The sequence below is a fragment of the Phormidesmis sp. 146-12 genome (assembly GCF_052939495.1).
Genome location: NZ_JBJPHS010000015.1, coordinates 81,810 through 95,787, shown reverse-complemented (window position 1 = coordinate 95,787; position 13,978 = coordinate 81,810). Strand labels below are relative to the sequence as shown.

Below are 13,978 nucleotides of genomic sequence, written 5' to 3'. Positions count from 1 at the left end.
TAGGGGGCTGAAGCCGATTGAAACGAAGCGAGTCACTCTCATCGAACTGACGTTTTTTTAGACATCGGGGCAGTCCTCAAGCTAAGGAATCTGCAATTAAAGAAATAGACCTGTCTCTCATCCCTTCCTTTCTAGGCGAATCACCGTCACCTCTGGCGGACAAAACAATCGCCCTGGGAAATAGGTGCCTAAGCCGCGATTGATGTAGAGAATACTGTCCCCGACTTGATATTGCCCTTTTGACCAGTCCCAATTTTTGACAACCCGATGGCACGATCGCAGCACAGGAATCCGATTTCTCGTTTTTTTAGGCAGACGGCGATACAGTTTGGCGGCGATCGCTGACACATTGCCAACTCCAGGAAAGACGATCTGACCGCCGTGGGTGTGCCCAGACAGTTGTAAATCGACTCGCCACTGTTGCAGCGGAGTAGCACTATCGGGATTGTGTGCCAAAACGATGCGGGGAACCGACTGAGGCACCTGATCGAGAACTTTGGAAGTTTTGAAGTCAGGCGACCACAAATCAGGCAGTCCCACGATCGCCAGTTCTTCTCCAAGCGGATACACGACCTGATTCCACAACACTTGAATTCCTACACTGGTCAGGGCCTCGACGATCGTGGCTTTCCCTTTTCGATAGTACAAATCATGGTTGCCCAAGACGGCATAGATGCCAGCGCGACTTTCTAAATGTTTGAGGTGTCGCACTAATGTATGAATCGGAGCCGGATCATCTGTGACAAAATCCCCAGTGAGGACGATTAGATCGGGTTCTGCTTGATTGGTTGCGTCGATCGCCTGAGCTAACAAATCATCTGACAGCCTTATGCCGTCGTAGTGTAGGTCGGACAATTGCACGATCGTCGTTCCTTCTAACTGCGGAGAAAGTCCAGTGATCGGAATGGTTAAGCGATCGACTTTCAAAGCTCCTGTCAGAATTCTGTGCATACATCGTCCACTCATGGTAAATCCAGCTTAACAAAGCAGACTAGGGGAAGAGATGAGGGAAAAGGGATGAAGGATGAAGAGTGTGTAGGGGTTTGCTGGATTCTTCTGTAAAGTGTTTCTACTCGTTATTTACGTGCGACAGGGATCGAAACATGAAACGTTTGACACGGACTTTGAAATTGGGAGTGGCGATCATCAGCTTGATTCTGGTTATGGGCGCGATCGCCCTGAATCGTTTGCCAAGTCATGCCCAGCCAACGGGGACTCAGCTACTTTGGTACGGACAGTCTGCCTTCAAGATCACAACGCCTTCAGGGAAGGTGCTTTTGGTTGATCCCTGGTTGACAAATCCGGGTAATTCCAATGGTAAAAATGATTTGGCGAAGCTCGATCGCGCTGATCTGATTTTGGTGACGCACGGACATTTTGATCACGTCGGAGACGCAGCGGCGATCGCTCAAAAAACTCAAGCCAAACTGGTCAGCACGTTCGATTTGGGTCAGGCATTGGTCAATTTTGGCAGCTATCCCAAAAATCTGGTAGGACTGGAAACCCAGGGAAATTTTGGCGGTGAGCTATCTTTACTCAACGATGAGGTGAAAATTGCTTTCATTCCAGCGATTCACAGTTCTACAGTTGCGTCGGATGGCAGTCCTGCTCAATATGCATGCAATCCGGGTGGCTTCTTGATCAGCATCAAAAATGGAGCCGTCATCTATCACACAGGCGACACTGACCTGTTTCAAGACATGAGTTTGGTTCCGCAGTTTCGCAAAGTGAGCGTGATGCTGGCCTGCATTGGTGACAAGTTTACAATGGGCCCCAAACGGGCTGCCGAAGCGGTCAAGTTGGTCAATCCGACGACGGTGATCCCCATGCACTACGGAATCTTTAACCTACCTGGCACGCCTGAAGCTTTCTCTCAAGCGCTCAAACAAAACGGAGCTAAGAGTCAGTTAAGACTAATGAAGGTTGGAGAAACGTTGAAGGTGTGAGGCATAGATTGCTGAAGTTTCGATTCTCAACTCAAATCGAGAGTTCATCACGCTTGTTACGGTACAATGGATCGTTTGTGCGGCACAGTTGACAATTAGGGAAGATTATGGCGAAGCGTATTCAGTTAGTCCTCAGTGAGGATGTGAGCAAGTTGGGACGATCGGGCGATCTCGTCGAAGTCGCTCCCGGCTATGCGAGAAATTATTTGATCCCCCAGGGGAAAGCGGTCAATGTGACTCGTGGCATTCTCAAGCAGGTGGAGCGACGCAGAGAAATCGAACGTCAACGCCTCGCCGAACTTAAAGAAGTCGCGATCACTCAAAAAGCGGCTCTCGAAAAAGTGGGTGCAATCTCGATCGCTAAACAAGCAGGCGAAAAAGAAGCCATCTTTGGAACGGTTACCAACCAGGATGTGGCGGATGCGCTCAAAGCAGCGACAGGTCAAGAGATCGATCGTCGTGGCATTACCCTTCCCGAAGTTCACAGTTTGGGCGAGTACAAGGCCGAAATCAAGCTACACCCCGAAGTCTCGGCAACGATTACGATTCAAGTCGTCGCTCAGTAGTTTGGCATTTGCGTTTGAAGTTTTGGGTTTTGGGGTCGTCAAGCAGTCAGCGCTCAAAACTCAAAACTAATACAAACTTACTATTTTCTGCTAAGATACCAGCAAGCTATATAGTGAGAGGGTCGAGTGGAGCGATGCGGCGGTGGCTCACCCCTCGGATTTGCCCTATCCTCCTTACAGCCGATCATGGTTCAAGAACTTAACTTCCAACCGTTTCACGATCGCATTCCTCCTCAAAACATTGATGCAGAAGAGGCGATTTTGGGAGGCATTTTGCTTGACCCAGAAGCCATTAGCCGAGTTCTCGATATTCTGCGTCCCGAAGCTTTTTATCTCAGCGCCCATCAAGAGCTTTATCGAGCCGCCCTGACGTTACAAAACCAGGGAAGTCCGACCGATCTGATGAGTATGGCGACCTGGCTACAGGATCACGGCTTGTTAGAGAAAGTTGGTGGACAAAGCAAGCTAGTAGAACTGGTCGATCGTACCGTCAGCGCTGTGAATATCGATCGCTACGCTCAGTTGGTGGTAGACAAATATCTGCGCCGCAAACTGATCGGAGTCGGGCAACAAATTTCTCAATTGGGTCACGAAACCGCTAAAGACCTGGAAAACGTCCTTGATGACGCAGAGCAAAAGGTCTTCAGCATTACGCAGGTTCGCCCAAACCAGGGACTCGTCTCGACCGCAGACATTCTCACCAAAACATTCTCAGAAATTGAGCAGCGATCGATTGGCATGGCTGTTCCCGGACTTGCCTGCGGATTTTATGATCTGGACGCAATGACTCAGGGGTTTCAGCGATCGGACTTGGTGATCGTGGCGGGTAGACCGTCAATGGGAAAAACTGCCTTCTCGCTTGGTCTAGCCAGCAATATTGCAATTCAGCACAAGCTGCCTGTGGCGATCTTTAGCCTGGAAATGTCTAAGGAACAGATTATTCAGCGCTTGCTCTCTAAAGAGTCTCGGATTGAGTCTAATCGACTGCGATCGGGCCGCATCAGCCACAAAGAATGGGAACCCCTGGGTCACGCAATCAGTCGTCTCTCTGAAATTCAAGTCTTTGTAGACGACACGCCCAACATTAGTTTAAATGAAATGCGATCGCGATCGCGACGACTCCAGGCAGAACAGGGCGGCGTATTAGGCCTGATTCTCATCGACTACCTGCAATTAATGGAAGGCAGCGGCAGCGAAAACCGAGTCCAGGAACTCGCACGGATTACGCGATCGCTCAAAGCCCTGGCGCGAGAATTAAACGTTCCGATCATTGCTTTATCTCAGTTGAGCCGCAGCGTCGAGGCCAGGGCCGATAAGCGTCCGATGATGTCTGACCTGCGTGAAAGTGGGTCGATCGAGCAAGATGCCGATCTGATCATGATGTTGTACCGCGACGATTATTACAATCCAGACTCGCCCGATCGCGGCATCGCCGAAGTCAATATTGTCAAACACCGCAACGGGCCAACCGGATGCGTCAAACTCTTGTTTGAACCACAATTTACAGAGTTTCGCAATCTTGCCTCGCCCAATCTGACGTAATCAAAGCGAACATCTAGAACACGATCGCCAACCATAGAGTTTCGTCTACCCATGTAAATGAGAACAAATCTCAGCAATTCCGTTGACTTTGATTCCCAAGAAGCCGTACGATTTTCCTAACCTCATCGCTAAAGATTTGCAGCGATAAAAGACACCATTCATTCACCGTAGGAATTTGTCATGGCTTTGAGCAAAAAGTTGATATTTGGCGCAAGTGCTGTATTACTTGGGTTATCTGGTCTTACAGTCGCTAGCAGCACGGTCTCTCAGACGGTTACAAAAGTAGCCGCTCCGTTGCAGACTCTCATTGCTCAAAACAGCCCAAATCGTTTGAGAATTGTGTTTCCGAGTCGGGCAGGCGCAACTGACCTACAGCGCAAAGCCAACGCTGTCGCTCAATTTCTCTCCAACGAGTTGAAGATGCCAGTTGAGGCGATCGTAGCCGACGATACTGCCGCAGTAGAGGCTTTACGCTCAAATCGAGCTGAAGTGGCATTTTTGAGTAGCCGTCCTGCAATGAAAGCCCAGCAGTTAGCCAATGCGAGACTTTACCTTGCCGAAGTTCGTCCTGACTATTCTGGACGCTACACCTACCGCTCCATCTTTGTCGTACGCAATGACAGTGCGCTGAGAAGCAAAGGCAATAACAAACAAAATCTAGAGCAGCTTAGAGGTCGAAAGATTGCGTTTACCTCTCCCACATCAGGATCTGGTTTTATCGTTCCAGTAGGTGAGCTTGTCAAACAGGGACTCGTACCTAACCGCGATCGCCTGAGCAACTTTTTTGGGCAAGTCAGCTACGGTGGCAACTACAGTGCCGCTTTGCAGGCTGTTTTGAGAGGGCAAGCTGATGTTGCTGCCGTTTCGGAGTATACGCTCAAGCCTCCGTACGTCACCGCAGAAGAAGGAAAACGCTTGAGAGTGTTCCATGCAATTTCAGGAGTTCCTGCTCACGGTGTCTCGATCGACGATCGCGTTCCTGCACCGATGCGTGAAAGACTGATTACTGCACTGCAAAAACTCAATCAGCCTGCTAACAACGGCTTGCTGTCTGGGCTGTACAATTCTACCCAACTGGTGCGGGTTGACCATAATCGTCATCTGGCACCCATGAGAGATGCGTTGCAGCGAGCCGGAATTGAGCCGTAGGAATGAGGGGTTCGCCGCGCGAGAGGGACGAGGGATGAAATGAACAGAAATCAGGTAGCTCAAAATATTCAACCTTCAACCTCTGCGGCGATCGCTTGCTCAAACCTGCATTCTCCGTTTCTGGCAGCGTTGAAGCGTCCGGCGCTGGATGGGGTCAACTGTGTGATTCGATCAGGCGAGTTTGTCACGGTGCTGGGGCTAAATGGGGCAGGCAAATCGACGCTGCTGCGATCACTAGTGGGGTTGGTGCCCGTTCAAAAAGGCAACATTCACATCAACGGGGTGGCGGTTAAATCTAAAGCGCTGCGGCAGCGTCGAGACGTGAGCATTTTGTTTCAGGGGGGCGGCTTGGTGCCTCAACTGACTGCGCTAGAAAACGTTTTATGTGGCTGTCTGGGGCAGCGATCGACCTGGCAAACTCTGACGGGGTTTCGACGGAGCGATCGCCTGCGTGCCCTTCAGCTTCTACAAGAATTGGGATTAGACGCTCAGATTGACCAAAAAACCAGCCAACTTAGCGGAGGACAACGCCAACGAGTCGCGATCGCCCGTGTGTTGATCCAGTCGCCCAAGATTCTTCTGGTAGACGAGCCAATTACAGGATTAGACGTGTTGGCAGCCAAGCAAGTGATGGATATTTTTTCTGACCTGCATCAGCAAGGAATGACCATTGTTTCGGTTTTGCATGACTTGACGATCGCCGCCCATTACGCCCAACGAGCGATCGTGCTGAATGCGGGGCGTGTGGTTTATGATGGCGCTTGCGAAAACTTGCCTGATCATCTTTCTCTAGGCAACCCATGAAACTTTCTGCGTCTCGGTTCAAACCCTGGTTAAAGGGGCTGCTGATCATAGTCGGGCTGGTGTTTGTCTATGGTTGGGCGCTTCGGGGACTCAAACTCAACCTGGAAATGCTCAACGAGAGCATACCTTACACGATCGATTTTGTCTCTCGACTATTGCCCCCCGATTGGGCAGTCACCGATGTCGCTATCAAGGCTTTGATTGAAACCATTCAGATGTCCCTGTGGGGAACGACGATCGGTGCCGTGCTTTCCATGCCGATCGCGCTGCTGTCTGCTCACAACTTGACACCTGGCTGGATTCGCTGGCTTGCCAATTTGATTCAAAATGCAGTGCGATCGGTGCCCTCCATTGTTCTGGGGTTGTTCTTCGTCTCCGCAACTGGATTGGGCGCACCCGCAGGAACTTTGGCACTGGGAATTTATACAATCGGCTACCTGGCAAAATTTTATCAAGAAGCGATCGAAGCCGTTGACCCCAGATCGATCGAATCGCTGCAAGTCAGTGGGGCTTCGTGGATGCAAATCGCTCAGTATGGGATATTTCCCCAGGTGCTACCGCTCGGATTGGGCTACACCCTTTATATGTTTGAGTACAATATTCGCTCTGCCTCGGTTTTGGGAGTCGTCGGAGCCGGGGGAATTGGCTTTGAATTGGTGAACTATATTCGGGGCTTTGAGTACAATAAAGCTACGACCATGATGATTGTTTTACTGATCGTCGTCACCGTAATTGATATGATCAGTAGTCAGTTGCGCCGGCGCTTAGATTCGCTGTAATCTAACGATAGAGATTGAATTAAGATTGAATGTAGCTCACCGTCATTCGGCGCTAAGATATTCTACTGACTAAGCACAGCCAATATGAATACACATGGTTGAGTCTAAACTGATCCCTGGTCAGCTTACGGCGCTACCTGACTACAAAATCCGGGAAAGCCTGAAGGCAAAACACGTCAGCCTGAGAATGTCAGTTCAGGGTGGTCTAGAAGTGATTATCCCTAAAGGATTTGACCAGAGCCGTATTCCTGAAATCTTGCAGCACAAACAGAGTTGGATCGAGAAAACGATCGGACGACTCGAAGAACAGCGGCAACAATTGGCGCTAGAAGTTTCTCATGCGCTGCCAGATGAGTTAAATCTCAGGGCAACCGCTCAACTCTGGCAAGTAGACTACGTTCCGACCAGCGCTTCTCGAATTACGCTGACAGAAAAAAGCAAGTCGCGCCTCATTCTCAAAGGCTGCACCCAAAACGAGGAGGCTTGTAAGTCGCTCTTACAGCAGTGGCTCTCCCACAAGGCTTATCAGCGATTAGTGCCGTGGCTGTGGTCAGTCAGCCAAGAATTACAGCTTCCGTTTAACAAAGCGTCGGTAAGAGGTCAGAAGACGCTGTGGGCAAGCTGTTCTTATCAAAAAAATATTAGCCTCAACTACAAGCTGCTGTTTTTGCCGCCTCATCTGGTGCGCTACGTCTTGATTCACGAACTTTGCCACACGATTCATCTCAATCATTCTGTCCAGTTTTGGGATCTGGTGCTGGCAAAAGAAGCCAATTATGAAGCGCTCGATCGTGAACTTCGCAAATGTAGCCATTATGTTCCCGGTTGGTTAGAGCCATCGATGATCGCAAACCGCGAGTAACCTATCTTCACCATTCGACTAAACTTCTTAGTTTTACAATCTGCCCTCAATCTGGCAATGGGGACTTTTAGAACGAAATCCACATCAGATTCACATTCCTCTAGGGCGATCTGAGGTAGAAAAGTAAAAAACTTATCAAGATATGGAAAAACCCCACCCAGGTTTCTCAACTTGAATGGGGAATTTGACATAGCTCCAGACTGATTAAGCCTGGTCAACGAAATAATTTTTGCGTGGAGTGACTTTTGACAACAAACTTCAAATCATGAAGATATAAAGCCTGCTGAAAGATATAAAGCCTGCTGACTGAATCGCCCGATCGCTTAACTATCTCGCGTTCACTCAACCTTGCTTTGCCCTTTGGTAGCCCCACAACCAGCTCATCTACAGATACAGTCTCGACAGACGATGATTGTGGGACGTGACCAGTCCAGGCTATTGATTGCGAACAGAGGCTACTACAGGTTCCGACTCTTCGTCCGAAGGCTTCAGACTGGGGAATAGGAAATGGTTTTCTTCGACATATTGCGCGCCAAAAAGCCCCTTCTCTGCCCAGAAATACCGATCGGTGGTATGCTCATTTCTCTTGACTAGCAATAGCGCCGGGGGAAGAATGCCCTCAGAGTGAATAAACTTCCGGGCAGCAGTGACGGGCTTGTCTTCACCACACTCAATGCTGTACTGAGGCACGTTCTCCAAAATTCTGCGCCCTTCTTGACGCCGACGACTCTTCCGCTTACGTCTCCTTGCCAAACCCCTTACCTCCTTTCCTAACTGTCAAGTTGTAATGATCGTTACAAAAGCCGTCGCAAGTATATCGGCTGTGATTCCAGAATTCAACTTCTCTTAACGCAACTTTACAATTTCTTAAGGTTTTAGTATTGAGAGTTGGGACACAAAGTGGATGATCCAGCATTGCACTTGCTAACCTAAGACTCAAGGAACTGTAACAGTGCGTAAAGGCTTTCTAAGGACTCTGGACAGTTGACTTGAGACTATGAAAGTCTGGTTGTTCACCCAGCAGTCGCCGGGGCGGTCTCAACCAACCAATCTAGCGGGGCAATCGTCTAGAGGTCTGAAGTCCACCGTCTGAAAGTCGAAGCGGGAAGTTCAGCCGTATCTCTCTAAATTACTGGTTACAAATACCTAAAGTCAATGGCAATTTTTTGGTTGCACTCTCGAAGAGGCCCTTTGGCAGCATGTTAATGCCCACCAGTTCTGAATTTGTGGCACTTTGTCGATCGCAAATTTCCCTGTTGAGTCAGACCTTGGGAGCCTCGCTGAGTGTGGTTTATCTGACAGAGGAATTGGTCGAAGGAGCAGAGACGACGCTAATTGCAATCGCTGCCTACCCTGAATTCTCCAGTCCTCTCGAAAAGTCGGGTCAGTTGGCCTTGCCTCCGGCAGATATGCCTCAGTTGCCTGCCAAAAACGCCTCAGTCGCGCTGCCCGATGCCGTCACTCAAGAAGTTCTATCCCCTGCCAATTCTCTGGCGGAGCAGCGTCAGGTTGTTTTACCGTTGGTGCATGAGGGGATGGTGTTGGGGCTGTTGGTCACTGAGCGGGACGATCGCCCCTGGACAAATTGGGAACGCAGCCAGATTGAGAAAATCGCTGATACGTTAGCACTGGCTTGCATCATGGATCAACGGGCCCAATGGCTGGATCACACTCACCGTCAGCAGCGCCTTTCGCAAACTCAACAGCATGACGTTTTGGACAATCTGCTGCATCAGTTTCGCAATCCGCTGACCGCCCTACGAACGTTTGGTAAATTATTATTAAGACGCTTGCAGGCGGAGGATGCTAACCGAGAAGTGGCAACTAGCATTGTGCGAGAAAGCGATCGCCTTCAGGAGTTGTTGTTGCAGTTTGATCAAGCGATCGAGTTAGGCGAAGTGGATTTGATTTCGCCGAATGAGCCTGATTTCACTGACCCCGCCAAATCCGCAATTCCACTACTCCCAGCCGGGGTGTTGAGTGCTTCAAGTCTGACTTTAGAACTCTGTGCGATCGCTGAGATCTTGCAACCGTTGTTGGTGTCGGCAAGGGCGATGGCTCAAGAGAAAAAACTGACGATTCGTACCGCGATTCCAGAGGTTTTGCCGCTGGTGGTGGCTAATTCTGGGGCGCTGCGAGAAGTGTTGAGCAATCTGATCGACAATGCTTTAAAGTACACGCCCGCCGGAGAGCAAGTTCATATTCGAGTCGATGGGGGCGATCGGGTGGCGATTCGAGTCAGTGACACTGGATGCGGCATTCCATCTCAAGATTTGCCTCGACTGTTTGAGCGACACTATCGAGGCGTGCAGGCTGAAACCAATATTCCAGGAACCGGGTTAGGGCTGGCGATCGCGCGTCGTCTCGTCGAACAGATGCAGGGAGAAATCGAAGTGTTTAGCCCCATAAAAACGGACGGCTGGATTTCTGAAAACTCAGACCAACCGCCAGTGAGTAAAGGAACGACCTTTGTAGTTTGGCTCCGAAGGGAGAAAATTGAAGGTTTCTTCTAACCCCTTGTCTTGAGAGCCGTTAAATTAGCGCGAATTCGATGAAGTTTTTTTGCTGCGTTGTTCCGCGCTTTTGCCCCCCAACCCCCAATTTTGGGGGACTTTCAGACAAGATTTTGGGTTCAAAGTCCCTCACTCGTGGGGGATTTAGGGGACTGCCTGGATTGACAACCACAGCGAAAGATTTCATCGAATTCACGTTAAATTAGCGCGAATTGAAGATTTTCGCTCTGCTCTCTTCGAGATTCCCACATGCTTAGGACTGCTGTATCAGATCAGGAATGAGAATTGAATAATACCGAATTTTGTAGGGTGTGTTGAGCGATAGAGAAACGCACCTAACGGTTGCAATCGACGCGTCTCGCGTGACTCAACACAGCCTACGCAAGGGTCGGTTTTAAATTCACAATCCTTAGTCCAACTCAAAACTCTAGGGACGAGGCAGTACCAGTTCAGAATTGAGTTTTAGGCTCAGGTCAGTGTTGGGACGGATTGAGATTAGCTCAATGCGATCGCCGCCAAAGATCAACCCCGCCAAAGCCCCTGCCCCTGTGCCAATCAGCACTTCGGTTGCCTTAATGTTGCGATCGCCCGTGACCGCCGAAATTCCCGCAGCGGCCGCAGATCCCAGGGCTGCATCTTTAAGAATGGTGCCTGTGTTTGCGCCTTTACGAACGGTTTCGGTCTGGGTGATGGCATCAGAGGTGGCATCGATCGCAATTTTTTGACCATTAGCTAACGTCAAGTCGCTGGCTCTAAACTGCGCTCCGCCTTGAGCAACGACCAGTTGACCTGTCACTTGACTACCCGAAGGAATCAACACCGTTCCATCAGAGGTAACAATGTTTTGGGCAACAGTCAGCGTGATCGGGGTGGGATTGGGTTCATTTTTGGCTAACAAAATCTTGTCTGCCTTGTCGTAGCGCAGGGGAATCGCGGTACCCGCGGGAATGCGAACCGCTTGAGGCTGAGGTGTCGGCGCTTGACCGACAATGTAAGGAGACTGAACGCCTGCAACTTGCCCTGTGCTGACCAACGCTTGGTAGATAAAGGCTGCAACTTCGGCACGAGTGGCCGCCCGATTGGGGTTAAGCAACTGTACATCGGGATAGTTGACGACAATGCGACGTTCGGTAGCAGCGGCGATACTACCACGAGCATATCCAGGAATGTCAGTGGCATCAGTGAATAGTTGCAGCGTCGTCTCGGCAGGGGTCGTGCTGGCATAAGTCAGACCGTTGGCAAGAGAAACCAGAACTTGAGCACGAGGAATATTTTCATTGGGGCGGAAAACATTCCCTGGATAGCCTGCCAAAAACCCAGTTGTATACGCTGTTTGAATTGCCTGAAAGCCCCAATAATTACTCGGAACGTCTACAAAATTAACGGTACTTCTGGTGGTTTGAGCATTGAATGCTTTGCTGATCATCGCCGCAAATTGGGCACGAGTCACGGGGTCGTTAGGGCGAAAAGTTCTGTCGGGAAATCCTTTAATCACATCCCGCGATGCGAGTTCTTGAATAAAGCTACTGGCCCAGTAGTTTGAAGAGACATCTGAGAACGTAGTTTGGGCAAAAGCAGGGGCAGAAACGACGATCGGAGCCATTGCTCCCGCGCCAATTCCTAGCGTAAGTAACAGAGCCGTTCCAGATTTAAATGCACTTGACATAGTAGGCGTTCCCAAAAATTCACGATTGTTTTGCTGTATATAAGTAGACACTGAATTGGTTAGGAAGTTCCAACATCCTTCTTCAGAAAGAGTTTAGTTCTTCTAAAGAAATCTTCTATAATTTCTAAATTCTCAACTCAAGTTTTCTCTACTTCCTGTTTACAAAGAGCGAAAGGTTCCTGATTAAGTTTCCGAGTTTAGGACACTTTAACAACTGGTCATTTTAGAGATGTTTGGCAATAGTTTGCTCTAATTTTAGAGCGCTCAAATCAGTGAATGAATCACGGTTAAAATTCCGGAATTTGGACTGAGAAACTGTAGCTTCTATCCTATGTCTGTGAGGAGCGATCGTCTTGCCTTTTTTCTGAGCCTTGTCCTGTGACTCAAATCACTGCAAAATAAGAATAATTCTTTTCTCAAGAGAAGTGAGTCTACTAGCGATTTGTTAGCACTCTGATGAGTCCTTTGCTCTAGCTCGTTATGTCCTCTGCTGCTTACCTTCAAGCGTTGCGAGATTGCTGCCGAGACGATGCGGCTTTTACCCGTCTCAAGCAGTTGCTTGGCGAGATGCCCAGTCACCTCAGCGCTTTTCCACAATCAGAGTCCCTGCAAGCAAGTGAAATTCGCAACCGGGCGCTGTTGAATGTGATTCCTGATAGCCTGTTTCGGATTCGCAGAGATGGCACTTATTTGGATGTCAACGCTGGACAAGAGACCGAACTCGCCCTTTTGCCAGAGAATGTGCTGGGGAAACGACTTCAAGATCTGCTGCCGCCTCATCTCGCGGATCAGCGCCTTCACTACATTGAGAGAGCACTGCAAACCCAAGAAATGCAATGTTATGAGTACCAGATTTGGGTGAACGGATCGTTGCGCGATCGCGAGGCCCGAATCGTCGTCTGTGGTGAGGATGAAGTTCTAGCCATCATGCGCGATATTACGCATCGCAAACAAGCTGAGGCCGCCCTGCGAGAGTCCGAAGAAAAGTTTTCGACGGCCTTTCGCTGTAGCCCCAGTGCAATGGTGTTGGCGACCTTTCAGGACGGACGCTTTTTTGAAGTCAACGACAGTTTTTGCCGCATGTTGGGCTATTCTCGCCAAGAAATCTTGGGGCAAACCACGCTTGACCTGGGTGTCTGGTCTAATTTAGAAGAACGGGCATTTACTCGCCAACATTTAGAGCAGAAAGGCTTTATTCGAGATGTAGAACTCAAGTTTCGGCGAAAATCAGGCGAGCACGGCAAGGTGCTGTTTTCTGCCGAAATGATTCAGGTGAGTGGCGAACCGTGCGCGTTGTGCGTCATGAATGACATTACTGAGAGCGCCAAACTCTATCAGCAGGTGCAGTCTCTCAACGCCAATCTCGAAATCCAAGTCACTGATCGCACCGCAGAGTTGCGACAAAAAATGGCAGAGCTTCAGGAACTGAGTCAGCTAAAAGAGGACTTTCTTCATGCTGTATCTCACGATTTACGAACGCCGATCGTCGGATTGAGTCTTGTGCTAAAGAACCTATTAAAGCGACGTACAGGAGAAGAGACAATCGAGGTGGCGCGATCGATTTTGGAGCGCATGATGCAGAGTTGCGATCGTCAGCTTAAGTTGATCAATTCCTTGCTTGAGGCGCATTCGAGTGAAGTCAAGGGTGTGGTTTTGCGTCGCGAGGCCGTTTATCTAAATTCCTTAGTCCAAACCGTCTTGGCAGAGTTGGAGCCATTAGCTTTAGAAAATCGGGCCACGCTGGTGAGTGGTGTTTCCAAAGAACTACCGCCTGTGATCGGCGATGTTGCCCAGCTCCAGCGCGTGTTTGAAAACTTATTGACGAATGCAATCCAACACAATCCACCGGGGCTGACGGTGACCGTTGAAATGACGATCGCTAACTCGCTGATTCGCTGTGAGATTTGCGATGACGGCGTGGGTATGACTCCCCAAGAGTGTGATCAGTTGTTCGATCGCTATAGGCGAGGCAGACGAGAGCGGCGATCGGCGGGCATCGGGTTAGGGCTTTTTCTATGTCGGCAGATTATTACGGCTCACGGCGGGCAGATCGGCGTTGAGAGTATGCCAGGAAAAGGGGCGACATTCTGGTTTACGCTGCCTTCTGAGTAATTGATTGACGACTAGCTAACGATCGAATTCTCAAAGCCC

12 protein-coding genes are annotated in these 13,978 nt (G+C 49.6%); 9 read left to right on the top strand and 3 right to left on the bottom strand.

All coding sequences use genetic code 11. The annotated features are described in order from the left end of the window. Positions 1-117 precede the first annotated feature (117 nt). Complete coding sequence (locus tag ACKFKF_RS09505) at positions 118-951, bottom strand: metallophosphoesterase (protein WP_446867501.1); 834 nt, start codon at positions 949-951, stop codon at positions 118-120. Between the two features lie 152 nt (positions 952-1,103). On the opposite strand from ACKFKF_RS09505, the gene ACKFKF_RS09500 reads away from it, so the two are divergent. The 7 genes from ACKFKF_RS09500 (at position 1,104) to ACKFKF_RS09470 (ending at position 7,648) form a co-directional block, all read left to right on the top strand. Beyond that, a complete protein-coding gene (locus ACKFKF_RS09500; protein ID WP_446867500.1) occupies positions 1,104-1,946 on the top strand; it encodes a metal-dependent hydrolase in 843 nt (280 codons plus the stop codon). Positions 1,947-2,053: 107 nt separating this feature from the next. After that, positions 2,054-2,512 carry a 50S ribosomal protein L9 gene (gene rplI / locus ACKFKF_RS09495; RefSeq protein ID WP_446867499.1) on the top strand — a complete coding sequence of 153 codons (459 nt, stop codon included), beginning with the start codon at positions 2,054-2,056 and terminating at the stop codon, positions 2,510-2,512. Between the two features lie 186 nt (positions 2,513-2,698). Beyond that, complete coding sequence (gene dnaB / locus ACKFKF_RS09490) at positions 2,699-4,054, top strand: replicative DNA helicase (protein ID WP_446867498.1); 1,356 nt, start codon at positions 2,699-2,701, stop codon at positions 4,052-4,054. A gap of 180 nt (positions 4,055-4,234) precedes the next feature. Then, positions 4,235-5,203, top strand: coding sequence for a phosphate/phosphite/phosphonate ABC transporter substrate-binding protein (locus tag ACKFKF_RS09485; protein ID WP_446856342.1), 969 nt, complete (start codon positions 4,235-4,237; stop codon positions 5,201-5,203). Between the two features lie 39 nt (positions 5,204-5,242). Beyond that, positions 5,243-6,007 carry a phosphonate ABC transporter ATP-binding protein gene (locus ACKFKF_RS09480; RefSeq protein ID WP_446867497.1) on the top strand — a complete coding sequence of 255 codons (765 nt, stop codon included), beginning with the start codon at positions 5,243-5,245 and terminating at the stop codon, positions 6,005-6,007. Then, positions 6,004-6,786 (top strand): phosphonate ABC transporter, permease protein PhnE, encoded by a 783-nt coding sequence (gene phnE / locus ACKFKF_RS09475; protein ID WP_446867496.1) that lies wholly within the window; start codon positions 6,004-6,006, stop codon positions 6,784-6,786. Before ACKFKF_RS09480 ends, phnE begins: the two co-directional genes overlap by 4 nt. 94 nt (positions 6,787-6,880) lie before the next feature. After that, positions 6,881-7,648: a M48 family metallopeptidase gene (locus ACKFKF_RS09470; protein ID WP_446856345.1), complete on the top strand. Its 768-nt coding sequence runs from the start codon at positions 6,881-6,883 to the stop codon at positions 7,646-7,648. Positions 7,649-8,083: 435 nt separating this feature from the next. Here the strand turns inward: ACKFKF_RS09470 and ACKFKF_RS09465 are convergent, their stop codons facing one another. Next, a complete protein-coding gene (locus ACKFKF_RS09465) occupies positions 8,084-8,401 on the bottom strand; it encodes a DUF3155 domain-containing protein (RefSeq protein WP_446856346.1) in 318 nt (105 codons plus the stop codon). Positions 8,402-8,853: 452 nt separating this feature from the next. Between ACKFKF_RS09465 and ACKFKF_RS09460 the strand changes: the two genes are divergently transcribed. Beyond that, positions 8,854-10,161: a GAF domain-containing sensor histidine kinase gene (locus ACKFKF_RS09460; RefSeq protein ID WP_446867495.1), complete on the top strand. Its 1,308-nt coding sequence runs from the start codon at positions 8,854-8,856 to the stop codon at positions 10,159-10,161. Positions 10,162-10,588: 427 nt separating this feature from the next. Here ACKFKF_RS09460 and ACKFKF_RS09455 read toward each other — a convergent pair whose 3' ends face one another. Then, entirely contained in the window at positions 10,589-11,827 is a 1,239-nt protein-coding gene (locus ACKFKF_RS09455) for an S-layer homology domain-containing protein (protein WP_446867494.1), read from the bottom strand. Between the two features lie 480 nt (positions 11,828-12,307). Between ACKFKF_RS09455 and ACKFKF_RS09450 the strand changes: the two genes are divergently transcribed. Then, positions 12,308-13,939, top strand: a complete 1,632-nt coding sequence (locus ACKFKF_RS09450; protein ID WP_446867493.1) for a PAS domain-containing sensor histidine kinase — start codon at positions 12,308-12,310, stop codon at positions 13,937-13,939. Positions 13,940-13,978 lie beyond the last annotated feature (39 nt).